Raw genomic sequence first — 21210 nt, forward strand, 5'->3', positions numbered from 1 at the left:
ATCTATCATGCCGACCTGCTTGCTCCACGCCCTGCCCTACCTGGCCGATCCGGCGCCCTATTTCGCCGTGGTCCGCCACGCCCCCGGCGCGGTACTGCTCGACAGTGCGCAGCCGATTGCCCAACGCGGCCGCTTCGACCTGATCAGCGCCTGGCCCCTGCAGACGCTCAGCGTTCAAGCCGATGAATCCGGCCAGCAGTATCTGCACCGTGCGCGCCAGGCATTGGCCGGATTGGGTCAGGCGCAATTGCCCGATGGCTGCGAACTACCGTTCGCCGGTGGTCTGATCGGCTACCTGAGCTACGATTTCGGCCGCCGAATGGAGAACCTGCCACACCCCAACCACGACGATCTCGACCTGCCGCACGCCAGCCTCGGCCTGTATGGCTGGGCCCTGATCAGCGACCATCAGCGGCAGACCAGCCACCTGATGTTCCATCCCGCGCTGCAGGCCTGCGAACGGCAACGCCTGATCGACCTGTTCGGCCAACCGGCCCGGGATCAGGCGCAGCCCTTTCGCCTGCAGTCGCCGATGACACCGGACCAGACCCCAGAGCAGTATCGACGGGCATTCGAGACGGTGCAGGCCTACATCCAGGCAGGCGATTGCTATCAGGTCAACCTCACCCAGCGCTTTCGCGCGGCCTGCGCCGGGGATCCCTGGACCGCCTATCAGGCAGTACGCGCCGCCTGCTCCACGCCGTTTTCCGGCTATCTGCAGCTGAGCACCGGCGCGGCTTTGTTGAGCTTCTCCCCGGAGCGCTTCATCAAGGTCACGGCCGGCCAGGTGGAAACCCGGCCGATCAAGGGCACCCGCCCGCGCAGCCTCGACCCTGAAGAGGATGCACGCCATGGCCGCGAACTGCTGGCCAGTGCCAAGGACCGCTCGGAAAACCTGATGATCGTCGACCTGCTGCGCAACGACCTGGGACGCACCTGCCGGATCGGCTCGGTACGGGTGCCGCAGCTGTTCGCCCTGGAAAGCTACCCGAACGTGCATCATCTGGTCAGCGCCGTCACCGGTGAGCTGGCAGCGGACAAGGATTGCCTGGACCTGATCGCAGGCAGCTTTCCCGGTGGTTCGATCACCGGCGCACCGAAGATCCGCGCCATGCAGATCATCGACGAAGTGGAACCGACCCAGCGTGCGATCTACTGCGGCTCGTTGCTGTACCTGGATGTGCGCGGCGAAATGGACAGCTCGATCGCCATCCGTACGCTGCTGCTCAAGGATGACCAGGTCTGCTGCTGGGGCGGCGGCGCGATCGTGGCCGACTCCCAGTGGCAAGCCGAATACGAAGAATCGATCTTCAAGGTCAAGGTCTTGCTGGACACCCTGGCGGGGCTCTGATCCCGGCCATGCCGCTGGGAGTTTTTTTGTTACCATGGCGCCATATAGAGCGCCCAGCGCCACTTTGACCAGGAAGCCGCCTGATGAGCCAGCCCTTCGATGTCGCCGAAATGGCGACGACCTACGCCAACAAGTCCCCTCAGGACATTCTCAAGCTCGCCTTCGCCCACTTCGGCGACGACCTCTGGATTTCCTTCAGCGGCGCCGAAGACGTGGTGCTGGTGGACATGGCCTGGAAACTGAACAAGAACGTCAAGGTGTTCAGCCTGGACACCGGGCGCCTGCACCCGGAAACCTACCGGTTCATCGAACAGGTGCGCGAGCACTACAAGATCACCATCGAACTGGTCTCACCGGACAATGCGTTGCTGGACCCTTTCGTCAAGGAAAAGGGCCTGTTCAGCTTCTATCGCGACGGCCACGGCGAGTGCTGCGGCATCCGCAAGATCGAGCCGTTGCGGCGCAAGCTCTCGACCGTCAGTGCCTGGGCCACCGGCCAGCGGCGCGACCAGAGCCCCGGTACCCGCAGCCAGGTTGCGGCAGTTGAAGTGGACGGCGCGTTCTCGACGCCCGAGCGCACGCTGTACAAGTTCAACCCCCTGGCGCAGATGAGCAGTGAAGAAGTGTGGGGTTACATCCGCATGCTGGAACTGCCTTACAACAGCCTGCACGAGCGCGGCTTCATCAGCATTGGTTGCGAGCCGTGCACGCGGCCGGTCCTGCCCAACCAGCACGAGCGCGAAGGGCGCTGGTGGTGGGAGGAAGCCACGCAGAAGGAATGTGGACTGCACGCGGGGAATCTGATCACCAAGGCCTGAGCATGGCAGGCACATGGGCCTGCAATGCTCAGGCCCGTGGTGTGATCAATGCTCGGGCAACTCGACGCCTTCGAACAGGGCTTCGAGTTCCTGTTTGTTGTGGCACTGGATGGCCTTGGCCATGACCTCGCGGGTGAGGTGCGGCGCGAATTTCTCGATGAAGTCGCACATGAAGCCGCGCAGGAAGGTGCCACGGCGGAAGCCGATACGGGTCACGCTGGATTCGAACAGATGGTCGGCGTCGAGCACTACCAGGTCATTGTCGAGTTTGGGATCGACGGCCATCTTGGCCACGATGCCCACGCCCAGCCCCAGACGCACGTAGGTTTTGATCACGTCGGCATCGGCCGCGGTGAACACCACCTTCGGCGCCAGGCCGCGGCGCGAGAACGCTTCGTCCAGCTTGGAACGGCCGGTGAAACCGAACACGTAGGTGACGATCGGGTATTCGGCGAGCGCTTCCAGGGTCAGTTTCGGCACCTTGGTCAGGGGATGCCCCTGGGGCACCGCGATGCAGCGGTTCCAGCGGTAGCACGGCATCATGATCAGGTCACCGAACGAATCCAGACCTTCGGTGGCGATGGCGAAGTCGACGGTGCCGTCGGCAGCCATTTCGGCGATCTGCATTGGTGAGCCCTGGTGCATGTGCAAGGCCACGTCCGGATACTGCTTGATGAAGCTGCTGATCACCGTTGGCAAGGCATAGCGCGCCTGGGTATGGGTGGTGGCGATGGACAGCGTGCCCTTTTTCTCGTTGGAGAATTCCTGGGCAATCTGCTTGATGCTTTCCACCTTGCGCAGGATTTCACCGGCGGTGGTGATGATGCGCTCACCTGCCGGCGTGACGCGGGTCAGGTGCTTGCCGCTGCGTGCGAAGACTTCAACACCCAGTTCGTCTTCCAGCAGGCGGATCTGCTTGCTGATACCTGGCTGCGAGGTATACAGGCTTTGCGCCGTGGCGGAGACGTTGAGGTCATGGTGCGCTACCTCCCAGATGTAGCGCAGTTGCTGAAGCTTCATATGAATCCCTCACACAGGAAAACCGCCAGTCGTCGGCGAAGGGTTATAACTATATTAAAGGTCTAGGCAATAAATCTAGAACTTTTTATTAAATTTGTAGGAAAAATAACCAGCTTGTCGTCTAGCTCTTCAGACGGCTGCGTTGCTCGGTGAGGGGTACCAGATAGACCGGCGCCGGGGACAGCTGCAACACGCGGGTAGCCGTGCGGCCCAGCGAAACATCGACGGTGGCTGCCTGGCTGTGGCTGCCGAGCACCAGCAGGTCCACTTTCAGGCGCTGGGCCTGATCGAGAATGACCTCGGCCGGATCGCCCTGAAGCACCCGCACGGCACGGATCAGGGCGAGGTCTGGCTCGTCGTCGCCCAGGTCACTGCGCAGGCTTTGCAGAACCTTCGTTTCAATCCCCGCCATCACGGCGCTCAAGCCGTGGTTGTGCAGGCGATCCAGGGTGGACTCGTCCAGATAGCTCTGCAGCACCGATTCGGCGATCAGGCCCATGGGTTCTACAGCATGGATGACATACAGCTGCGCGTTGAAGCTGCGCGCCAGGGCGACGGCGTGCTGCATGACGAATGGGGCGTACACCCCCAGGTCAGTGGCGTACAGCATGGAGCGGATCATGCGACCTCCGAAGTGGCCAAGGCGACAGGGCACACTTGAGCGTAGCAGCGCCGTTCGCAGTGCACCGGTCGTCGGCAGAGCGATGGCACAAATCCGTTGTCTGCATGCGCTCTAACGCGCTAAGGTTCGACTCCCCCGCCGCTCATAATCATGCTGTGCCTCGCCGTGCGGGGTTCGCTGGCGGCCGGCACCCGTGACCTGACGAGTAACACGATGGCTGACCTACCGATCGACGACCTTAACGTCGCCTCCAATGAAACCCTCATCACGCCTGCACAGCTGAAGCGGGAAATTCCGCTCAGCGCCGCTGCGCACAAGACCGTCGCTGCCGGCCGTGAAGTGGTGCGCGATATCCTCGATGGCCGCGATCATCGCCTGTTCGTGGTCATCGGCCCCTGCTCGATCCACGACATCGATGCCGCGCACGAGTATGCCCGCCGCCTGAAGGCGTTGGCCGCCGAAGTCTCGGACACGCTGTACCTGGTGATGCGCGTGTACTTCGAGAAGCCGCGCACCACGGTCGGCTGGAAAGGCCTGATCAACGATCCGTACCTGGATGACTCGTTCAAGATCCAGGATGGCCTGCACATCGGTCGGCAATTGCTGCTGGACCTGGCCGAGATGGGTCTGCCTACCGCCACCGAAGCGCTTGACCCGATCTCGCCGCAGTACCTGCAGGACCTGATCAGCTGGTCGGCCATCGGCGCGCGCACCACCGAATCCCAGACCCACCGCGAAATGGCTTCGGGCCTGTCTTCGGCCGTGGGCTTCAAGAACGGTACCGATGGTGGCCTGACCGTGGCCATCAACGCCCTGCAGTCGGTGTCCAACCCTCACCGCTTCCTGGGGATCAACCAGGAAGGTGGCGTCTCCATCGTCACCACCAAGGGCAACGCCTACGGCCACGTGGTTCTGCGTGGTGGCAACGGCAAGCCCAACTACGATTCGGTCAGCGTGGCGGTGTGCGAGCAAGCGTTGGAGAAGGCCGGCATCAAGGCCAACATCATGGTCGACTGCAGCCATGCCAACTCCAACAAGGACCCGGCGCTGCAACCTCTGGTGATGGAGAACGTGGCCAACCAGATTCTGGAAGGCAACCAGTCGATCATCGGCCTGATGGTGGAAAGCCATTTGAATTGGGGGAGCCAGTCGATACCCAAGGACCTGGGCGACCTGCAATACGGGGTCTCGGTCACCGACGCGTGCATTGACTGGGCCAGCACCGAAAAGACGCTGCGCAGCATGCACGCCAAACTCAAGGATGTATTGCCAAAGCGTACCCGCTGACCGCCAGTACCGGGTCAGTCGAGCCTTCGCTGCCCCGGTACCCGGGGCACAGCGTTACAGCTTTGCCGCACGACGCTGATGACGCTCCATGTAGCGTTCGACATACGAGCAGGACGGAATCACCGTATAGCCATGGCTTTCGGCGTAGTCCAGGGCCTGCTCGGTCAACGCTGCAGCGATCCCGCGCCCGCGCAGAGCGTTGGGGACAAAGGTGCGGTAGATGTCCAGGGTCTGTTTGCCCAGGTCCATGTACGTCAGGTACGCACGGTGGCCGTCGATGTTGGTTTCGAACTGGTGACCGGCCTGATCGTGGTGGATGGATAGCGCCTCGCTCATGGCAGTTCCTCGCGGGTCTTGGATTTTGATCTCTACCTTACCGCTCTTTGTACGACTTAGAAACCGTTGTGCCGACTTGTGCTGTTTTTGTCATCAAGGCCGGGCGAAGCCTACGCGTTCGACGTGAAAAATATCGTCGTTCGGCTTACGTTCGGCTTAGTTGTCACGCGTCGTGCTAAATCAAAGGCCGCTTTCTAAACCGTCTCGATTGACCCGCATAAGCGGACATGTAAATCCCGCCTTAGTTCATGTCTGCGACAACTAAACCGCGCACTTGCGATAACCCTCGACCCTCGCGCAACCAGCGCTAGACCGTGCTTTGCGGGTTACGTTCCGCCATCCTTGGCACGCATGGATTTTTTTTCATCTCTTGCGTTGCGTCCGTTTACTTACTACAAGTAATGAGTACTATGTACGGCGGCCAGTTTCTCATTCATGAGAAATGGCTACTTAAAAGAATGTCCTTCGAAGGGGAACACAATGAACAACGCTCTGAAATTCTCTGCACTGGCCCTGGCCGCCGTTCTGGCTACCGGTTGCAGCAGCGCATCCAAAGAAACCGAAGCTCGTCTGACCGCTACCGAAGACGCCGCTGCACGTTCGCAAGCCCGTGCCGACGAAGCCTACCGCAAGGCTGACGAAGCACTGACCGCTGCTCAGAAAGCTCAGCAGACTGCCGACGAAGCCAACGAGCGCGCCCTGCGCATGCTCGACAAGGCCAGCCGCAAGTAACAGCCTTTCGAGGCTGTAAAAAAACCGACCCATTGGGTCGGTTTTTTTATGCCTGATGAAGACCGGGTTATGGCGCCGGCGCCGTGTCGGGTGCGCTGCTGATCATCGGCGCGCCGGAAACGGCGATCTCGACCGGCAGGCCGTCTTCGGCAGCGACCACATCGCGGACCACGTCCCAGTTCATCTTGATGTCCGGGGCGAAGTCCCTGCGGTTGAGCAAGGCGTTGATCACGGCGGTGTGCCTGTCCAGGGCCACCGGGTCACCCTTGTCGGTCAATTGCGCGTGAGCCTCCAAGTACACCTTGCCACCGCTCATGCCGAACTTGTATGACTCGTTCATGATGCGCACGCCGGTACCCACCGGCACCATACTCGCCAACTCCAGCACGTTATCGTTGTACATACGGAAACAGCCATGGCTGGTACGCATGCCGATGCCGAACTGTTTGTTCGAGCCGTGAATCAGGTAGCCCGGCAGGCCGAGGGTGAACTTGAACGGCCCCAACGGATTGTCCGGACCGGCCGGGACGACGTTGGGCAACGGATCGCCATCCGCAGCGTGCTCCGCCTTGATCGAAGCCGGTGGCGTCCAGGTCGGATTGGCGGTCTTGGCGATGACCTTGGTCTGCGCGATCGGCGACCCCCACCCTTCCCGGCCTATCCCCAACGGATAGGTACGCACGACATTCTCGCCCTTGGGGTAATAGTAGAGGCGATATTCGGCCAGGTTGATGACGATGCCCTCGCGCGGGCCGGGGGGCAGAATGAAGCGGGTCGGCAGGACGATCTGCGTGCCGGCACCCGGCAGCCAGGGATCGACACCGGGGTTGGCCGCAACCATTTCCAGGTAACCAAGGTCGTTGGCGGTCGCGATATCGGCGAAGGTGTCTTCGTACTTGGCGGTGATGGTCTGCACCTGGCCAATGATGTCTTCACCCGGAGGCGGCAACGGGAATTCCAGCGCCATGACCGGCGCCGCAGCGAACGCGGCGGCCAGCGACAGGCAGCGAGTGAAGACGGAAAGGCTCGGCGGCATCCAGGAAATCCTTGATCGAACTGAACGGGACAATGCCGCGATTGTACGCGCAGTTGCCGGGCGCGTGTAGCCGAAGACCCTCGGCGCGCCGATCAGGGGATCGACTGCAACTCGGGCCATACCGGCCGCGTGCCTTTGCGCTGGGCGAACAGAATGGCCCGGCACAGTTTGCACAGGCGCTGATCGCGGAAGATCTGCTTGTGCACCTCCAGCCAGCGCGGCTGGGCCGGCAGCAGTGTGCCGCACAGGGTGCGGTCCACCGACCCACCGAGCTCCAGCTGGCGCGCCACCAGATGCACCCGGCTTTCCTGGCAGGCGAACAGGTCCAGCTGATCGTCGGGTTCGATCAGTTGGTAGGCAAACAGGGACCAGGCGGGACGCGGCATCGGGGGCTCCAAACAGGGGGCGCCACATTAGCCGAAAGCCAGCATCCAGAAAAGCGTCAAAGCAACGGTTTGAGCGTCGGCCAGACGTTTTCCAGCAGTTTGCCCTGGGCACCTGCGGTGGGATGGACACCGTCGGCCTGCATCAATGTCGGAACGCCACCCACCCCTTCGAGCAGGAACGGCACCAGGGCCACTTTTTTCTCGTCCGCGAGTGTTTGGTAGACCTGGGCGAATGCCTTGGTGTAGCGCGCGCCGTAGTTGGGCGGTAATTGCATGCCCAGCAGCAGCACCTCGGCCCCGGCCTTGCGAGAGAGATCGATCATCGACGCAAGATTCTGTTGCAATTGCGCGACAGGCATTCCGCGCAGGCCATCGTTGCCGCCCAGCTCCAGCAGCACCAGGTCCGGCTTGTGCGCTGCAAGCTGCGCGGGCAGCCGCGCCAGGCCATTGGCCGAGGTATCACCGGTGATCGAGGCATTGACGACTTTGTTGTCGAAACCCTGTTGCGCCAGGCGTTTTTCGAGCAGTGCTACCCAGCCGGCGCGGGTATCCAGGCCGAAAGCTGCGCTGATACTATCGCCAACGATCAGGACGGTACCTGCCACTGCACTCTGGGCGGCCAACATCAGGCCCAGGCCAGCACTCATCAACCACATTCGCATCGGGACTCTCCATGGGCGCAAGCATTCTTACAGCGCGGAACCTTAGCAAAGTGGTCACCAGCGCGGAAGGTGAACTGACCATACTGCACGAACTCTCCCTGCAATTGGCGAAAGGCGACAGCCTGGCGATTGTCGGTGCCTCGGGTTCGGGCAAATCTACCCTGCTTGGCCTGCTGGCTGGCCTGGACCTGCCCAGTGCGGGCAGCGTGACCCTGGCTGGCCAGGACCTCGGCACCCTCGACGAGGACCAGCGGGCTCGGGTGCGCGCCGAACACGTGGGGTTCGTGTTTCAGTCGTTCCAACTGCTGGACAGCCTCAATGCGTTGGAAAACGTGATGCTGCCGCTGGAGCTCGACGGCCGCAAGGATGCCCGGGAGCATGCGCGCAACCTCCTCGAACGGGTTGGCCTGGGCAAACGCCTGACACACTCGCCGCGCCAGCTCTCGGGCGGCGAACAACAGCGCGTGGCCATCGCCCGCGCTTTCGCTGCCGAACCTGACGTGCTGTTCGCCGACGAACCCACCGGCAACCTCGACAGCCATACCGGCGAGCGCATCAGTGACCTGCTCTTCGAATTGAACAAGGAGCGCGGCACGACCCTGGTGCTGGTAACCCACGACGAGCGCCTGGCGCATCGCTGCCAGCGTTTGATCCGCCTCGATGCCGGGCGCCTCGTCGCGCCTCTGGAGCCCTGATGGTCGGCTTGCCGATGTTCCGCCTGGTGGCCCTGGCCGCCCGGCAGTTGTTGCGTGACGCCCGCTCCGGCGAGCTGCGCGTACTGTTCTTTGCCCTGCTGGTGGCGGTCGCTGCCAGCACTGCGATCGGCTATTTCGGGGCGCGCCTCAATGGCGCGATGCAACTGCGCGCGACCGAGTTCCTTGGCGCCGACCTTATCCTGCAAGGCAGCAGCCCGGCCCGCCAGGAACAGATCGATGCCGGCACCCAGGCGGGGCTCGAGCATGCGCGCGTGGTCGAGTTCGCCAGCGTGATCGCCGCCGACAACGGCATCCAGCTGTCCAGCGTGAAGGCGGTCGATGAGGCGTACCCGTTGCGTGGCGAGCTCAAGAGCGCCGCGCAGCCCTATGGAGAGGAAACAGCCGGCGCAGGCCCGGCGCCCGGTGAGGCCTGGGCGGAGTCACGCTTGCTGGCAGCGCTGAACCTCAAGGTTGGCGACACCCTGGATGTGGGCAGCAAGACCCTGCGCCTGGCACGGGTGCTGACCTATGAGCCGGACCGAGCCGGCAACTTCTATAGCCTGACGCCACGGGTGATGATCAACCTGCAGGACCTGGCCGCCACCAACGTGGTGCAGCCAGGCAGCCGAGTGACCTACCGCGAGCTCTGGCGTGGCACGCCCGAGCAACTGGCCAGCTATCAGCAGCGACTGGAGTCGGCGCTCGAGCCCAACCAGCGGCTGCGTGATTCCAAGGACAGCAACCAGCAGATCGGCGGCGCGCTGGGCAAGGCCGAACGCTATCTGAACATGGCCAGCCTGGTGGCGGTACTGCTCGCCGGCGTGGCGGTGGCCATGTCGGCCAGCCGCTTCGCCGCGCGACGTTTCGATGCCAGTGCCCTGCTGCGCTGCCTGGGCTTGTCACGCCGCGAAGTGATGCTGATGTTCTGCGTGCAACTGGCCCTGCTCGGTGTGCTGGCGTGTCTGAGCGGTGCGCTGATCGGCTGGTTGGCGCAACTGGTGCTGTTCCAGATGCTCCATGGCTTGTTACCTGCCGTGGTTCCGGCCGGGGGCGTATTGCCCGCGTTGGCCGGCATCGGTACCGGGCTGGTCGCCCTGGCCGGGTTCGCCCTGCCACCGCTGGCGGCCCTGGGCGCGGTACCGCCGCTGCGCGTGTTGCGGCGCGACCTGCTGCCGGTGCCGACCAGCACCTGGCTGGTGTACGGCACTGCGCTGCTGGCGCTGGGCCTGATCATGTGGCGGTTGAGCCTCGATCTGGTCCTGACCTTCGCCCTGCTCGCCGGTGGCCTGCTGGCTGCGCTGATCTTGGGTGGCCTGTTGCTGCTGGGCCTGAAAAGCCTGCGCCGTCTGCTGGCCCGTTCCACCCTGCCCTGGCGTCTGGGGCTTGGGCAACTGCTTCGGCATCCGCTGGCTGCGGCTGGCCAGGCCCTGGCCTTCGGCCTGATTCTGCTGGCCATGACGCTGATCGCACTGCTGCGTGGCGAGTTGCTGGACAACTGGCAGAACCAGTTGCCCAAGGATGCGCCGAACTATTTTGCCCTGAACATCCTGCCGGACGAGCGCGATGCCTTCGCGCGTCACCTGCAGGACGCCGGCGCCCGTGCGGCGCCCCTGTACCCGGTGATGCCGGGACGCCTGGTGGATATCAACGATGCGCCGGTGCAGGAACTGGTCGAGAAGGATTCCCGCGGTGAACGCGCAGTGCAACGAGATTTGAGCCTGACCTGGGCCGAGCATCTGCCCAACGGCAATCGGATCACCGCCGGGCAATGGTGGAGCGATACGCCGAACCAGGACCTGCCCGGTGTGTCGGTCGAAGAAGGCGTTGCGCAAAGCCTCAAGCTCAAACTGGGCGACCGCTTGACCTTCAACATTGGCGGCTCCAATCGCGACGCGGTGGTCACCAGCCTGCGCACCGTGGACTGGAACAACTTCCAGCCCAACTTCTTCATGATCTTCCAGCCCGGCACCTTCGATGACCTGCCGACCACCTATCTGACCAGCTTTTACATCGCTCCTGGGCATGATTCACAGGTGGTCGAGCTGTCTCGCGCCTTCCCTGCGGCGACCATCCTGGGGGTGGAGGCACTGCTGGAACAGCTGCGCAGCATCCTGGCTCAGGTCACCCTGGCGGTGGAGTACGTGCTGCTGTTCGTGCTTGCCGCGGGCATGGCCGTGTTGTTCTCCGGGTTGCAGGCGACGCTGGACGAGCGCATTCGGCAAGGCGCACTGCTGCGGGCGCTGGGTGCCGAGCGGCGCTTGCTGGTCAAGGCACGGCGCATCGAGTTCGGTCTGCTGGGTGCCGCCAGCGGTGTGCTGGCGGCGTTGGGCAGCGAACTGATCAGCTTTGTGCTGTATCGCTATGCCTTCGACCTGGCCTGGACACCGCATCCGTGGTTGCTTTGCTTGCCGCTGATCGGTGCGCTGCTGGTCGGTGGGGCCGGCGTCTTCGGCACACGTCGAGCCCTCAATGCAAGCCCGCTGCAGGTGCTCAGAGAAGGCTGACGCGCTACCCGCCGATCAGCGAAGGGTGATCAGCCCCTGCCGGGCAATGCGCACGGCATGGGTAATCACCTCATGGGCATCCTGCGCCGACGGTGCCTGGATCACGGCCAGTTCGAAGCTGTTGTCGGGCAAACCTTTCAAGGCGCTGTGCTGGTCGATGAAGCGAGCCACGAAAGCACCGGACTTGCCACGACGGCGAGGCCAGCCATCGAGGCTGCGCAGCAGGTTGGGTTGGTGCTGGCCCACCAGCAGGATGCGCGGGTTGCGCAGGGAAGGACTCGCCGGGATCGGCGCCAGACAAACGATGGGACGGGGACAGTTCATGATGGTGTTCTCAGCCTCGACCGCTTCATGTGGGAGAGCTGGACAGCGGTGGGAGGCATCACCGAACCAGCGCTTTAGCGGTATTTCGAAGGCTCGCAAGAACCTCCAGGCGCCCCGCAAGTAGCTGTCTAAATCGGCGCATGAGGGGTAATCGTAGTGAACGCGCCGGGCGCGTGTCAACAACCCCGCTCCAGGTTTCTAAGGCTTGCAGCCCCTGCACTCGCCAAGATTGGCGGACGTTGCGCGAGGCCTTTCCTACCAGTAGCAGGAGACAGAGGCTGGTAGGTAATACGGTCCAGGTACTGAAACAGATCTCGTGGCTACAAGCGCAGCCTTTTTGCATGTTAGCCTCAGCGCTCGAACAACCGAGCAGCGCTTGTCCAAGATGCACAGGCTGAGGCGCAATGCTGCAGATGTAAATCACCCGACCACACTTGGAGCCAGTATTGCCCACTAATATCATTACCCGCGCCGGGCACACTGCGTTGAAGACGGAACTGGATCATCTTTGGCATACCTATCGCCCTGAAATCACCCAAAAGGTCGCCTGGGCAGCGTCTCTTGGTGATCGAAGCGAGAATGCTGACTATCAGTACAACAAGAAGCTGCTCCGGGAGATCGACCGTCGAATCAGATACCTTCGCAAGCGGCTGGAAGATGTGCGGGTCGTGGACTACGCACCTGAACAGGAAGGCAAGGTATTCTTCGGCGCATGGGTGGAGATCGACAACGACAATGGCGAAAGCAAGCGATTCAGAATCGTCGGCTACGATGAAATCTACGGTCGAAATGACTACATTTCCATCGACTCTCCCATGGCTCGCGCCCTTCTCAAAAAAGAAGAAGGTGATGAGGTCGTGGTGCAGACTCCGACAGGCGAAGCTATATGGTTTGTCGCGCGTATATCATACGACGACCAACCTTCTGCCGAACTTTAGGCGCCTAAGCTAATGCTTGCTCCGTGTGCTGCGAGAGCGTTCTGACTGGCCGCGCCGGATGTGGAGAAGCGTAGGGTGTTTGCATTGCAGTGCAGATATCCACTGACCAGGACGGGCAGGAGGAGAAACAGACCCATCAGCCACGGGCCACGATTTTCCTGGCTCTCTTGCTGGCCTCGATGAAACACTCATTCATCAGAATTTCCTGCGAGTCGATCGACATGCCGCCACGATTGCTGACGCGCAGTGTCCGGAGCTCACGCAGCGAATCCAAGATTTCTTTCTCTCGTTTACTGATTTTGAAAAGCAACCCGAGCATGAACTTTCTCCTGTTTCTCGGCGGATCTGTACAGTGTTGCGGTATGTGTAGTCGACAAGATCGATTATCCAGCCAAAGATTCAACGCGCCGACGCCAGCTTGCGCGCGCCTGGCTCCAGCGAATCGCGTTCGCGGGCGAACGCCAGGTAGTACTTGTTCACGCTGTTGACGTAGCTCACCGAGGCCATGCCCATCTGTTCCATGGCGATGCGCTCGGTCTGGAAGAACCATTGGTCGGGGTTGAGGCCACGGCGGCGGGCTTCCTTGCGCATGGCCTGCACCCGTTCAGGGCCCATGTTGTAGGCGGCCAGGGTGAAGGCCATGCGTTCACGTTCGTTGAGCTTGTTGCTGGAGAAGAATTTGCGACGGATCATCGCCAGGTACTTGGCCCCGGCCTGCACGTTGTTGTCGACGTCCTGGATGTTACCCACGCCTACCCGACGAGCCGCCGCCGGGGTGATCTGCAGCAGGCCGGTGGCGCCGCCGCCACCACGCGCCGCCGGATCGAGCTTGGACTCCTTGAAGGCCAGCGCGGCGAGGTTGAGCCAGTCCATGCGTTGCTCGCGGGCGTGGCGCTGGAGGACCGGACGCAGTTTTTCCAGCCGCTGGCGATCACTGCGGGCCAGTGGGTAGTGAACCTTGTACAGGCCACGGTAAACCTTGACGAACGCGGCGTCCTGGTCGCTCGGCGCCTTATAGGACGCCAGGAAGCGATCGACGCTGGCGCCGAGCTGCGGCGCGTCGCGGCGCACGTACCAGCTCACCGAGCCGGGCGCGCTGAGCACCACACGGCGGTCCACCCGCAGCCGTGGCATGACTTTGGCCCAGCGCTCGGCGATGGGCAATTCGACCACGGTCAGCGGGTAGATCCCGGCTTGGACCATCTCCAGCACGTCTTCCACGGCCAGGCTGGGGTCGACCCATTCGATGTCGATGGGCGCCAGTTTGCGCAGGGCCAGCTTCTGATTCAGGCGTTCGATGGCGGCGCCCGCAGCGCTGCCATTGGGCAAGGCGAGGGTTTTGCCTGCCAGTTGCTCGACCCGCACCGGGCGCCGCCCGCCTTTGCCGCTGACCAGCACGAATGGCACGTTGGCGATCACGGCATCGCTGGCCGCGACCTTGCTGGCGGGATGCAACTCCATCAGTTCGCCCGGCGCGACCAGATCGCCTTCGCCACGCTGCAGGGCGCCGAGCAGTTGTTCCTTGGCTCGCGGAATGATCTTGAGTTGCAACGCCTGACCTTTGCCGGCGTGGGCGTTGAGGAAGTTCTGGAACGCCTGCAGGCGATGGTATTCGACGCCGATGGCTTGGCCACGGACCTGGCCGGAGCTGTTGCGGCTCTGATTGACCAGCACGCGCAACACGCGGCTCGACTGAATCTGGGCCAGGTCGCGGACCTTGGCCGGGTGTGCCGCCAACGGGGGACCTGCCGGACGAGCGGCGGCTGCCGAGGGCAGTCCGAGGACCAGACACAGCATGACAATCAGTGATCTTGCGCCCATGGTTCCCCGGCAAATGTCTCGAGCAGCCCTCAAAGACCGCCATAACCTTTTGAAGTTCTTGGTTTTCTTGCCGATCACCAAGCTCTGGTATGCTTTTCGCCTCCTGCTTTGAGGTAGCACCATGCAACTCATCGATATTGGCGTCAACCTTACCCATGAGAGCTTCGCGCAAAAGCACGAGGCCATTCTGCAGAGGGCCTACGCCGCTGGCGTCTGTCAGTTGGTGCTCACCGGCACGAGTGTCGAGGGCAGCGAACAGGCCTTGCAGCTGTGTCAGCAGTGGGACGAAGCCGGTGAGCGCTTGTTCGCCACCGCCGGCATCCACCCGCACAGCGCCAGCGAGTGGAACGGCGACAGTGCCACGCGTTTGCGTGATCTGCTGAGCCAGCCACAGGTCAGGGCAGTGGGCGAATGCGGTCTGGATTTCAACCGCGACTTCTCGCCGCGACCACAGCAGGAGAAAGTGTTGCAGGAGCACCTGGCGCTGGCTGTCGAGCTGCAGCTGCCGGTGTTTCTCCACGAACGCGATGCGCCTCAGCGCCTGCTGGACATTCTCAAGGACTACCGCGACCACCTGCCGGCAGCCGTCGTGCACTGCTTCACCGGCGAGCGCAAGGCCTTGTTCGGTTACCTGGACCTGGACCTGCACATCGGTATCACCGGCTGGATCTGCGATGAGCGTCGCGGCACTCACCTGCACCCGCTGGTGGGCAGCATTCCCGCCTCGCGGCTGATGCTGGAGAGCGATGCACCGTATTTGTTGCCGCGCACCTTGCGGCCCAAGCCCAAGAGTGGCCGCAACGAACCGGCCTTTCTCACCGAGGTTTTGCGCGAGGTGGCCCAGCATCGGGGTGAAAGCCTGGCCGATCTGGCGTGGAGTACGACCGCGTGCGCACGGGCATTTTTTGGCCTGCCTGAGATCGGCACGGGCGCGCCCGCTCTCTATGATGCTGATAGCAAAGCTTGATTCGCGGGCGATGCGAGCGGTGACTATTATCGTTCTCAACCGATCCGGATCTGGATCTGGCTTGAACAATCGGCGGTTGGCTGGACTCTACAGCTCATGCTACCCGCCTTGCTGAACCCAGGTCCTGTTGCACCATGCCTATGGAGCATTGAGCCATGAACGATATGAACGCCCTGAACATCGTCAACGACCCGAACAACGGCATCCGCGTCTCGCGAGCCATTGCCCTGCCGTTGCTGGCCCTGTCTGCCCTGATGCTGGTCGATGCGGCTGCCTGCTCCAGCATTGCCGAGGCTGCCATCGGCGTGATCGGCCTGGTTGCCGCCTTCGCGCTGGGTCGCCCGCAGCACGCGCTCAGCCAAACACCGTCACCGTCTGCCGGCTGATCGCCAGCAGCTCGCCTTGAGGGTTCCACATGGCCGCGGACGTGTGGCCATAGCCGTCCCGGGCATGTTCGATCACGGCTTGGTAGCGGCACCAGTCCAGGCTTCCCATGGCGGGCAAGGGCTGGATGAATTCGATCGTCCAGGTCAGGCTGCTGCCAGGTGCGGGTTTGCTCAGATAAGGCAACAGCGCGGGTGGCCAGGCGTCTCCCAGCACCAGCAGCAGCGCTTCGGTGATGGGCTCGTTGACCTCAGGTTCGCGTAACTGCATCCATCCGCCGATCCCGGCGACCGGTGTATTGCTGAACGGCAGTGCACCGATGCCCCATCGCATGTCCAAGTGCCGAATGTACTCCGGGGTAACGCCTGGCAGGTACGGCAGCGGTGTCGATTCGGCCAAGGGTTTCATGGGCGCCACCGGCATTGCGCTGATGTCGATTGCCGATTGCCGCGCCAGGCCGAAACTGGCCTGGACCACGGTCATGGTGCGACCGTGCTGAACTGCACGGGCCAGCACCGAGGTCACGGCACTGCCCTCGCGCAGTATTTCCACCTGCAGATCGATGGGCACGTCCAATTCGGCGGGGCCCACGAAGGTAATCGCCATCGAGCGGACCGGTCGGTCGGGAACGTGCGCCGCCATCGCCTCGTGCAGCAAAGCGGCCATGAGCCCGCCGTAACAGGCGCGGCCCTGGCTCCATTCGCGAGGTACGGTGACACTGTGGGGTGGACGTCGTGCGCTTGCTAGCAGGTCGCGAAGGTTCATGGGCCGGCCTTGAGGGTGAGGGTCGATGGGCTAGATGGTAGCCAGCTCGGCGCCCGACCGCAGGTTTCATATCGGCCAATTTACAGTTCTCTCAGCTTTCGTGGCGATACGCCGCTAGCGGGGCCCTGGGCCAGGCGCGGTCGCCAGTTGTCGGCGCAAGGTCGCCAACGCAGCGCGCAATTGCTCGCGGGATACCGGTCGACCGGCGTAGCGCTGGGCCATGAAGGCGTAGGCGAAGGCCAGGATGGCTTCGCTCTGCTTGGGCAGATGAGCCGCTGCGCGCTCGGCGAATGCCATGGCTCCCTCGCCTGTATGCCGCACGAGGCCGCGCCGACGCAACAGACGCTCGAAGGCGACGAACTCCTTGAGCTGGGGATCGGTCCGACGCTGCCACGGTTTGAGCAGCCAGACACTGGCCAGCACCATGAACAACAACCCGCCGACTGGCAGCGCCCAGCGCTGCAGGCCCTGGAACCAGCGCGCGAGAAATTCGATCTGGCGCTCGCCCTGATACTCCAACACCCAGCGCTGCCAGCCGTAGTTGAGATTGTCCCACTGCAGGCGCAGGTCGTTGAGCCACGTCAGATGCGGGTAGCGCAAGGGCGAGAACGGTGAGCCGGCGAGGAATTCTTCATCCGCCGAGAGCGCCTGCTGCAAGCCCTGCTCGACCCGCGCGGGTGCCACTGCGGCAGTGGGATCGGCCCGTTGCCAACCGATGCCTGACTGCCAGTACTCGACCCAGGCATGGGCTTCGAATTGACGCACGGTCAGGTAGTTGCCTGCCGGGTTGACCTCGCCGCCCTGATAGCCGGCCACCACGCGCGCGGGCACGCCGGCCACGCGCAGCGCGTAGACCATGGCGCCGGCGTAGTGCGCGCAGAAGCCCCGGCGGCTGTCGAAGAGGAATTCGTCGATGCTGTCGCGGCCCAGCACCGGTGGATTGAGCGTGTAGTGGAAGGGCAGCTCGCGAAACTGTCGGAGCATTTCGTTGACCAGTACCGGTGCCGTGCTGAAACGGGCGTGCAGGTCTTGCGCCCACTGGCGCGTGCGCGGGTCGCCCTGCGGCGGCAATTGCAGCGCCGTGCGCAATGCGGGTGGTGCCAGTTGAGGGTCGCGGATCACCTGCGGCCAGGAAGTGGCCGCGTACATCAATGGCTGGTCGACCGGGCGACGACGCTGCAGGCGTCCGTCGCTGAGCTGGCGCACGCCAGGCAAGGCGGTGCGCGCGACGTCCAGGGCGAACAGCCAGGGCTTGCCGCTGGGCTGCTGGATGACCTGATAGGTGAGCGAAGGTCCGGTCGGTTGCCACTGCGCTGCCAGTTGGGTCTGGATCCAGGGCGACTGGCTCCAGGTACGGCCGTCGTACACATCCAGGCTCAGCGCGCGCCAGTAGAGGTCGCGCTTGGGCGGTATGGCGCCCTCGAAGCTGGCGCGAAAGGCCACCTCTCCGGATTGGCTGAGGCTGGCCACGTCGGCCGGGCTCATGCTTTCCGACAAGCCGGTCACGCCCTGCCCCGGCGCAGGCAGCGGCAGTGACCAGAGCGGTTCCAGGCGCGGAAAGAACACGAACAGCAGCAGCATCAGCGGCAACGCCTGCAGCATCAGGCTGCCGGCCAGTTTCAGCGTGGCCATCGGGCGTGCGATGAGTGAGGTCTGCTGCAATCCGATCAAGGCGGCGAGCAGAGCCAGCAGTGGCAGGACGCTGTACAGCGCCCAGCCCAGGCTGGCATCGAACAGGTAGGCCACCGCCAGGCAGAACAGGCCGAGAAAGATCACCACGCGGGCATCGCGGGCGGTTTGCATCTCCAGAAGCTTGAGCAGGAACGCGGCCACCAGCAGCGCGGCGGTGGCCTCCAGGCCCACCCAGGTGCCGCTGGACAGATACACCCCGGCGGCCACCGCAAGCATCAGCGCTACCTTGATCAGCCGTCCCGGATAGCGCGCACGCATGCGAAACACCTGCATGCGCCACAGCGTGCAGCCCAACCACAACCCCAGCAGCCACAACGGCACGTGCCACCAAAGCGGCACCAGTACCAGCGACTGCGCCAAAAGCAGCCAGGTCAGGCTGACGCGCGGAATCGCGGCGGGCGTGCTCATGGCTGTTCTCCAAAAAGTGCCAAGGCACGCAGACAGGCTTCGCGGTGTGCATCGCCGCTGTCGGTATCCAGCCGATTGCCGGGCAACTGCAGGGCGAAAGGCCGCTGCTCGCGGGACAGGGCCAATACCCAATAGCACAGGCGCGAGAGGCGCTGTTCGACATCGCCGCCCAGGGCCACGAAGTCCAGGCACAGCTCCTGGCCGCGCAGGTCGGCGAAGTCCTTGACCAGCAGGCCTTCGCCGCGTGAATAGGCTTTCCAATGCATGCGCCGCCAGGAATCGCCCGGCTGGTATTGCTTGAGACCCTGAAAATCGTCCACGCCTTGGCCGTGCAGGCGTTGCGCCTGGTCTTCGATATCCGCCGACTCGCTGTGCAAGGTCGGCACTTCGCCCTGCAACGGTTGCGGATAGACCAGCACTCGCTGGCCCAGGTCGACCCAGGTCCAGGCGGTCAGCACGCCGAGGGGAAAGCTGGTCTCCACGCGCATGCGCGGTGCTGGAAGCCAGCCGCGGCGCTCGGTCGGCAGGCTCAGTTCCAAGGCCTGTACGTGATCGGGGGCGACGTCGCTGCGTTGCAGTTGCTGCGCGTTCCAACCCACACCGATGGCCTGGTGCTCCTTGCCGCCGCTTTCCAGGCGCAGGCCGAAGCGCGCCTGCTCGCCGACGAACACGGAGGTGGCGCCGTTGCCGCTGACCAGCAAGCCGCTGAGATTGCGGTAGGTGTGCAGAATGGCGACGACGAACACCGAGCCCAGCAGGAATACTAGGGCATAGGCCAGGCTGTTCTGGTAGTTGATGGCGGCGAGGAATATCAACAGCAGCACGACGATGAAACCGGTACCGCTGCGGCTGGGGACGATGAAGATTCTGCGCTGGTCCAGCTCGATGCGCGGCGCTGCCGGCAAGCGGCGCGCCTGCCAGCGCCGCCAGCGCTCGCCGAGCAGCCGCCTCACAGCGCAGGCACCTCCCGCAGCAGCCACTGCACCAGCGCTCCGCCGCCCTGACCGGTAGGGTCGGCCCGTTCGCGCAGGCGGTGGCTGACGACTGAGGGCAGTACCGATTGCACGTCTTCGGGAATCACGTAGTCGCGATCGAGCAGCAAGGCCCACGCCTTTGCAGCGGCAAGCAACGCCAGGCTGCCCCGTGGCGACAATCCATAGGCGAACTGCGGCTGGGTGCGGGTGGCTTCCACCAGGCGCAGTACGTAGTCCACCAACGCGTCGCTGGCCCGCACTGCACGGGCCTGAGCTTGCAATGCGGACAGCTGCGCGTGGTCGAGTACGGCGCTCATGCGCGGCAGCAGATCGCGTCGCGACTCGCCCATCAGCAAGGCCTTTTCGGCGGCCTTGGCCGGGTAGCCGAGCGACAGGCGCATGAGAAAACGGTCCAGTTGCGACTCGGGCAGCGCGAAGGTGCCGCCCTGGGTGGTAGGGTTCTGCGTGGCGATCACGAAAAACGGCTGGGGCAATGGACGGGTGGCGCCCTCGATGGTGACCTGGCCCTCCTCCATGGCTTCGAGCAGGGCACTCTGGCTCTTGGGCGTGGCACGGTTGATTTCGTCCGCCAGCACCAGTTCGGCGAAGATCGGTCCGGGGTGGAAGACGAAACGACCACTGTCCTTGTCGAACACCGAGGTGCCGAGGATATCGCTGGGCAGCAGGTCGGAGGTGAACTGGATACGTTGGAAACTCAGGCCCAGCACCTTGGCCAGGGTATGACTCAGGGTGGTCTTGCCCATGCCGGGCAAGTCCTCGATGAGCAGGTGGCCATCGGCGATCAGGCAGGTCAATGCCAGGCGAACCTGGGTTTCCTTGCCCAGCAGGACTTCATTGACGGCTTGCAGGCATTCATCCAATCGGCTGCGCATGGCAGACACTCCTTGTCGATACTACGTCTGCTGGCCCGCTGTCAGGCGGCTCTGGGCGACCGAAGTGCTTCAGCGTCCGGCACGCGACTCGCGGATGTAGAACCGCGCTTTTTCGGCCTTGTTGGTGCAGCCCTCGAAGGCTTCGAACTGCTGCTGGGTCTTGGCCCCGGTGAGCAGCGACAGCGCCTTGGAATAGCTCACGGTGCCGGCCAGGCCTTCGGCCTTGGCCAGGTCAAGCTCGTGCCAGGCACCATCGAGCTGCGTGGCGCAGCTGTCGCGGTAGGCGGTCTTGCCGGCACAACCGCTCAAGGCCAGTGCCACCAGCGGCACACAGATCCAGGCTTTCATCGATGACACCTCGGGAAAAACGTCAGGGTAATGCTGGGTCAGACGATGTGCCATCTAAAAAGTGCCGTTGTGTGGGTCCGTAGTGTGGCCCCCAGTGATGCGGGTTCCTGTGGGAGCGGGTTCTACCCGCGAAGGCGTCGGCACTGGCACCGCTGGATTCGAGTGTAAATCCGGGATTGATGGTGTAGGGGCTGGCGTCTTCGCGGGTAGAACCCGCTCCCACAGGGATAGCGCCCACAGGGGATAG

The 21210-nt window shown here is 63.4% G+C and carries 23 protein-coding genes; 9 read left to right on the forward strand and 14 right to left on the reverse strand.

Annotation, left to right across the window (positions count from 1 at the left end):
• Nucleotides 1-7 precede the first annotated feature (7 nt).
• Together pabB and ASF66_RS09200 are read left to right on the forward strand one after the other, a co-directional pair.
• Nucleotides 8-1351 carry an aminodeoxychorismate synthase component I gene (gene pabB / locus ASF66_RS09195; RefSeq protein WP_056843607.1) on the forward strand — a complete coding sequence of 448 codons (1344 nt, stop codon included), beginning with the start codon at nt 8-10 and terminating at the stop codon, nt 1349-1351.
• Between the two features lie 83 nt (nt 1352-1434).
• The gene (locus ASF66_RS09200; RefSeq protein ID WP_056843608.1) at nt 1435-2169 is read left to right on the forward strand and encodes a phosphoadenylyl-sulfate reductase; all 735 of its coding nucleotides are present in this window, start codon (nt 1435-1437) and stop codon (nt 2167-2169) included.
• A gap of 45 nt (nt 2170-2214) precedes the next feature.
• On the opposite strand, the gene cysB is transcribed toward ASF66_RS09200, so the two are convergent.
• Together cysB and ASF66_RS09210 are read right to left on the reverse strand one after the other, a co-directional pair.
• Nucleotides 2215-3189 (reverse strand): HTH-type transcriptional regulator CysB, encoded by a 975-nt coding sequence (gene cysB / locus ASF66_RS09205; protein ID WP_049858894.1) that lies wholly within the window; start codon nt 3187-3189, stop codon nt 2215-2217.
• 121 nt (nt 3190-3310) lie between these two features.
• Nucleotides 3311-3811 carry a universal stress protein gene (locus ASF66_RS09210; protein ID WP_056843609.1) on the reverse strand — a complete coding sequence of 167 codons (501 nt, stop codon included), beginning with the start codon at nt 3809-3811 and terminating at the stop codon, nt 3311-3313.
• Nucleotides 3812-4024: 213 nt separating this feature from the next.
• Here ASF66_RS09210 and ASF66_RS09215 point away from each other — a divergent pair, with 213 nt between their 5' ends.
• Entirely contained in the window at nt 4025-5098 is a 1074-nt protein-coding gene (locus tag ASF66_RS09215; protein WP_049858978.1) for a 3-deoxy-7-phosphoheptulonate synthase, read from the forward strand.
• A gap of 54 nt (nt 5099-5152) precedes the next feature.
• Here ASF66_RS09215 and ASF66_RS09220 read toward each other — a convergent pair whose 3' ends face one another.
• Nucleotides 5153-5434 carry a GNAT family N-acetyltransferase gene (locus ASF66_RS09220; protein WP_049858896.1) on the reverse strand — a complete coding sequence of 94 codons (282 nt, stop codon included), beginning with the start codon at nt 5432-5434 and terminating at the stop codon, nt 5153-5155.
• Nucleotides 5435-5914: 480 nt separating this feature from the next.
• On the opposite strand from ASF66_RS09220, the gene ASF66_RS09225 reads away from it, so the two are divergent.
• The gene (locus ASF66_RS09225) at nt 5915-6166 is read left to right on the forward strand and encodes an Lpp/OprI family alanine-zipper lipoprotein (protein WP_043185736.1); all 252 of its coding nucleotides are present in this window, start codon (nt 5915-5917) and stop codon (nt 6164-6166) included.
• Between the two features lie 67 nt (nt 6167-6233).
• On the opposite strand, the gene ASF66_RS09230 is transcribed toward ASF66_RS09225, so the two are convergent.
• From ASF66_RS09230 to ASF66_RS09240, 3 genes are all read right to left on the reverse strand, one after another.
• Nucleotides 6234-7202 carry a L,D-transpeptidase family protein gene (locus tag ASF66_RS09230; protein WP_056843610.1) on the reverse strand — a complete coding sequence of 323 codons (969 nt, stop codon included), beginning with the start codon at nt 7200-7202 and terminating at the stop codon, nt 6234-6236.
• Between the two features lie 92 nt (nt 7203-7294).
• A complete protein-coding gene (locus ASF66_RS09235; protein ID WP_049858898.1) occupies nt 7295-7588 on the reverse strand; it encodes a hypothetical protein in 294 nt (97 codons plus the stop codon).
• A 56-nt stretch (nt 7589-7644) separates the two neighbouring features.
• Nucleotides 7645-8250: an arylesterase gene (locus ASF66_RS09240; protein ID WP_056843611.1), complete on the reverse strand. Its 606-nt coding sequence runs from the start codon at nt 8248-8250 to the stop codon at nt 7645-7647.
• Nucleotides 8251-8261: 11 nt separating this feature from the next.
• On the opposite strand from ASF66_RS09240, the gene ASF66_RS09245 reads away from it, so the two are divergent.
• Together ASF66_RS09245 and ASF66_RS09250 are read left to right on the forward strand one after the other, a co-directional pair.
• The gene (locus ASF66_RS09245; RefSeq protein ID WP_056843612.1) at nt 8262-8945 is read left to right on the forward strand and encodes an ABC transporter ATP-binding protein; all 684 of its coding nucleotides are present in this window, start codon (nt 8262-8264) and stop codon (nt 8943-8945) included.
• The gene (locus tag ASF66_RS09250) at nt 8945-11449 is read left to right on the forward strand and encodes an ABC transporter permease (protein ID WP_056843613.1); all 2505 of its coding nucleotides are present in this window, start codon (nt 8945-8947) and stop codon (nt 11447-11449) included. The genes ASF66_RS09245 and ASF66_RS09250 overlap by 1 nt, the downstream gene beginning before the upstream one ends.
• A 15-nt stretch (nt 11450-11464) precedes the next feature.
• On the opposite strand, the gene ASF66_RS09255 is transcribed toward ASF66_RS09250, so the two are convergent.
• Nucleotides 11465-11773, reverse strand: a complete 309-nt coding sequence (locus tag ASF66_RS09255) for a hypothetical protein (protein WP_056843614.1) — start codon at nt 11771-11773, stop codon at nt 11465-11467.
• Nucleotides 11774-12219: 446 nt separating this feature from the next.
• Between ASF66_RS09255 and greB the strand changes: the two genes are divergently transcribed.
• Nucleotides 12220-12711 (forward strand): transcription elongation factor GreB, encoded by a 492-nt coding sequence (gene greB, locus ASF66_RS09260; protein ID WP_056843615.1) that lies wholly within the window; start codon nt 12220-12222, stop codon nt 12709-12711.
• A gap of 136 nt (nt 12712-12847) precedes the next feature.
• On the opposite strand, the gene ASF66_RS09265 is transcribed toward greB, so the two are convergent.
• Both ASF66_RS09265 and ASF66_RS09270 read right to left on the reverse strand, forming a co-directional pair.
• Nucleotides 12848-13030, reverse strand: a complete 183-nt coding sequence (locus tag ASF66_RS09265; RefSeq protein ID WP_056843616.1) for a hypothetical protein — start codon at nt 13028-13030, stop codon at nt 12848-12850.
• Nucleotides 13031-13110: 80 nt separating this feature from the next.
• Nucleotides 13111-14532: a transglycosylase SLT domain-containing protein gene (locus tag ASF66_RS09270; RefSeq protein WP_056843617.1), complete on the reverse strand. Its 1422-nt coding sequence runs from the start codon at nt 14530-14532 to the stop codon at nt 13111-13113.
• A gap of 121 nt (nt 14533-14653) precedes the next feature.
• Here ASF66_RS09270 and ASF66_RS09275 point away from each other — a divergent pair, with 121 nt between their 5' ends.
• Both ASF66_RS09275 and ASF66_RS09280 read left to right on the forward strand, forming a co-directional pair.
• On the forward strand, nt 14654-15499 hold the full coding sequence (locus ASF66_RS09275; protein ID WP_056843618.1) for a TatD family hydrolase: 846 nt from the start codon (nt 14654-14656) through the stop codon (nt 15497-15499).
• Between the two features lie 155 nt (nt 15500-15654).
• Nucleotides 15655-15885 (forward strand): hypothetical protein, encoded by a 231-nt coding sequence (locus ASF66_RS09280; protein ID WP_049858907.1) that lies wholly within the window; start codon nt 15655-15657, stop codon nt 15883-15885.
• On the opposite strand, the gene ASF66_RS09285 is transcribed toward ASF66_RS09280, so the two are convergent.
• From ASF66_RS09285 to ASF66_RS09305, 5 genes are all read right to left on the reverse strand, one after another.
• On the reverse strand, nt 15854-16648 hold the full coding sequence (locus ASF66_RS09285; RefSeq protein ID WP_056843619.1) for an acyl-CoA thioesterase: 795 nt from the start codon (nt 16646-16648) through the stop codon (nt 15854-15856). The two genes, ASF66_RS09280 and ASF66_RS09285, sit on opposite strands and share 32 nt — an antisense overlap.
• Nucleotides 16649-16762: 114 nt before the next feature.
• Nucleotides 16763-18748, reverse strand: a complete 1986-nt coding sequence (locus ASF66_RS09290; protein ID WP_056843620.1) for a transglutaminase family protein — start codon at nt 18746-18748, stop codon at nt 16763-16765.
• Entirely contained in the window at nt 18745-19728 is a 984-nt protein-coding gene (locus tag ASF66_RS09295) for a DUF58 domain-containing protein (RefSeq protein WP_056843621.1), read from the reverse strand. Before ASF66_RS09295 ends, ASF66_RS09290 begins: the two co-directional genes overlap by 4 nt.
• Nucleotides 19698-20615, reverse strand: a complete 918-nt coding sequence (locus tag ASF66_RS09300; protein WP_056843622.1) for an AAA family ATPase — start codon at nt 20613-20615, stop codon at nt 19698-19700. The genes ASF66_RS09295 and ASF66_RS09300 overlap by 31 nt, the downstream gene beginning before the upstream one ends.
• Nucleotides 20616-20684: 69 nt before the next feature.
• Complete coding sequence (locus tag ASF66_RS09305) at nt 20685-20963, reverse strand: hypothetical protein (protein WP_043193238.1); 279 nt, start codon at nt 20961-20963, stop codon at nt 20685-20687.
• Nucleotides 20964-21210 lie beyond the last annotated feature (247 nt).

The organism is Pseudomonas sp. Leaf129, assembly GCF_001423465.1.
Classification (GTDB): domain Bacteria; phylum Pseudomonadota; class Gammaproteobacteria; order Pseudomonadales; family Pseudomonadaceae; genus Aquipseudomonas; species Aquipseudomonas coleopterorum.

What these genes read in the sequence shown, in the direction of transcription:
- ASF66_RS09230 (WP_056843610.1), bottom strand. Translation starts at nt 7,202, where the DNA reads ATGCCGCCGAGCCTTTCCGTCTTCACTCGCTGCCTGTCGCTGGCCGCC.
- ASF66_RS09280 (WP_049858907.1), top strand. Translation starts at nt 15,655, where the DNA reads ATGAACGATATGAACGCCCTGAACATCGTCAACGACCCGAACAACGGC.
- ASF66_RS09285 (WP_056843619.1), bottom strand. Translation starts at nt 16,648, where the DNA reads ATGAACCTTCGCGACCTGCTAGCAAGCGCACGACGTCCACCCCACAGT.
- ASF66_RS09250 (WP_056843613.1), top strand. Translation starts at nt 8,945, where the DNA reads ATGGTCGGCTTGCCGATGTTCCGCCTGGTGGCCCTGGCCGCCCGGCAG.
- ASF66_RS09290 (WP_056843620.1), bottom strand. Translation starts at nt 18,748, where the DNA reads ATGAGCACGCCCGCCGCGATTCCGCGCGTCAGCCTGACCTGGCTGCTT.
- ASF66_RS09215 (WP_049858978.1), top strand. Translation starts at nt 4,025, where the DNA reads ATGGCTGACCTACCGATCGACGACCTTAACGTCGCCTCCAATGAAACC.
- ASF66_RS09245 (WP_056843612.1), top strand. Translation starts at nt 8,262, where the DNA reads ATGGGCGCAAGCATTCTTACAGCGCGGAACCTTAGCAAAGTGGTCACC.
- ASF66_RS09210 (WP_056843609.1), bottom strand. Translation starts at nt 3,811, where the DNA reads ATGATCCGCTCCATGCTGTACGCCACTGACCTGGGGGTGTACGCCCCA.
- ASF66_RS09220 (WP_049858896.1), bottom strand. Translation starts at nt 5,434, where the DNA reads ATGAGCGAGGCGCTATCCATCCACCACGATCAGGCCGGTCACCAGTTC.
- ASF66_RS09240 (WP_056843611.1), bottom strand. Translation starts at nt 8,250, where the DNA reads ATGCGAATGTGGTTGATGAGTGCTGGCCTGGGCCTGATGTTGGCCGCC.
- cysB (WP_049858894.1), bottom strand. Translation starts at nt 3,189, where the DNA reads ATGAAGCTTCAGCAACTGCGCTACATCTGGGAGGTAGCGCACCATGAC.
- ASF66_RS09270 (WP_056843617.1), bottom strand. Translation starts at nt 14,532, where the DNA reads ATGGGCGCAAGATCACTGATTGTCATGCTGTGTCTGGTCCTCGGACTG.
- ASF66_RS09275 (WP_056843618.1), top strand. Translation starts at nt 14,654, where the DNA reads ATGCAACTCATCGATATTGGCGTCAACCTTACCCATGAGAGCTTCGCG.
- ASF66_RS09235 (WP_049858898.1), bottom strand. Translation starts at nt 7,588, where the DNA reads ATGCCGCGTCCCGCCTGGTCCCTGTTTGCCTACCAACTGATCGAACCC.
- ASF66_RS09225 (WP_043185736.1), top strand. Translation starts at nt 5,915, where the DNA reads ATGAACAACGCTCTGAAATTCTCTGCACTGGCCCTGGCCGCCGTTCTG.
- ASF66_RS09200 (WP_056843608.1), top strand. Translation starts at nt 1,435, where the DNA reads ATGAGCCAGCCCTTCGATGTCGCCGAAATGGCGACGACCTACGCCAAC.
- pabB (WP_056843607.1), top strand. Translation starts at nt 8, where the DNA reads ATGCCGACCTGCTTGCTCCACGCCCTGCCCTACCTGGCCGATCCGGCG.
- ASF66_RS09265 (WP_056843616.1), bottom strand. Translation starts at nt 13,030, where the DNA reads ATGCTCGGGTTGCTTTTCAAAATCAGTAAACGAGAGAAAGAAATCTTG.
- ASF66_RS09305 (WP_043193238.1), bottom strand. Translation starts at nt 20,963, where the DNA reads ATGAAAGCCTGGATCTGTGTGCCGCTGGTGGCACTGGCCTTGAGCGGT.
- ASF66_RS09255 (WP_056843614.1), bottom strand. Translation starts at nt 11,773, where the DNA reads ATGAACTGTCCCCGTCCCATCGTTTGTCTGGCGCCGATCCCGGCGAGT.
- ASF66_RS09300 (WP_056843622.1), bottom strand. Translation starts at nt 20,615, where the DNA reads ATGCGCAGCCGATTGGATGAATGCCTGCAAGCCGTCAATGAAGTCCTG.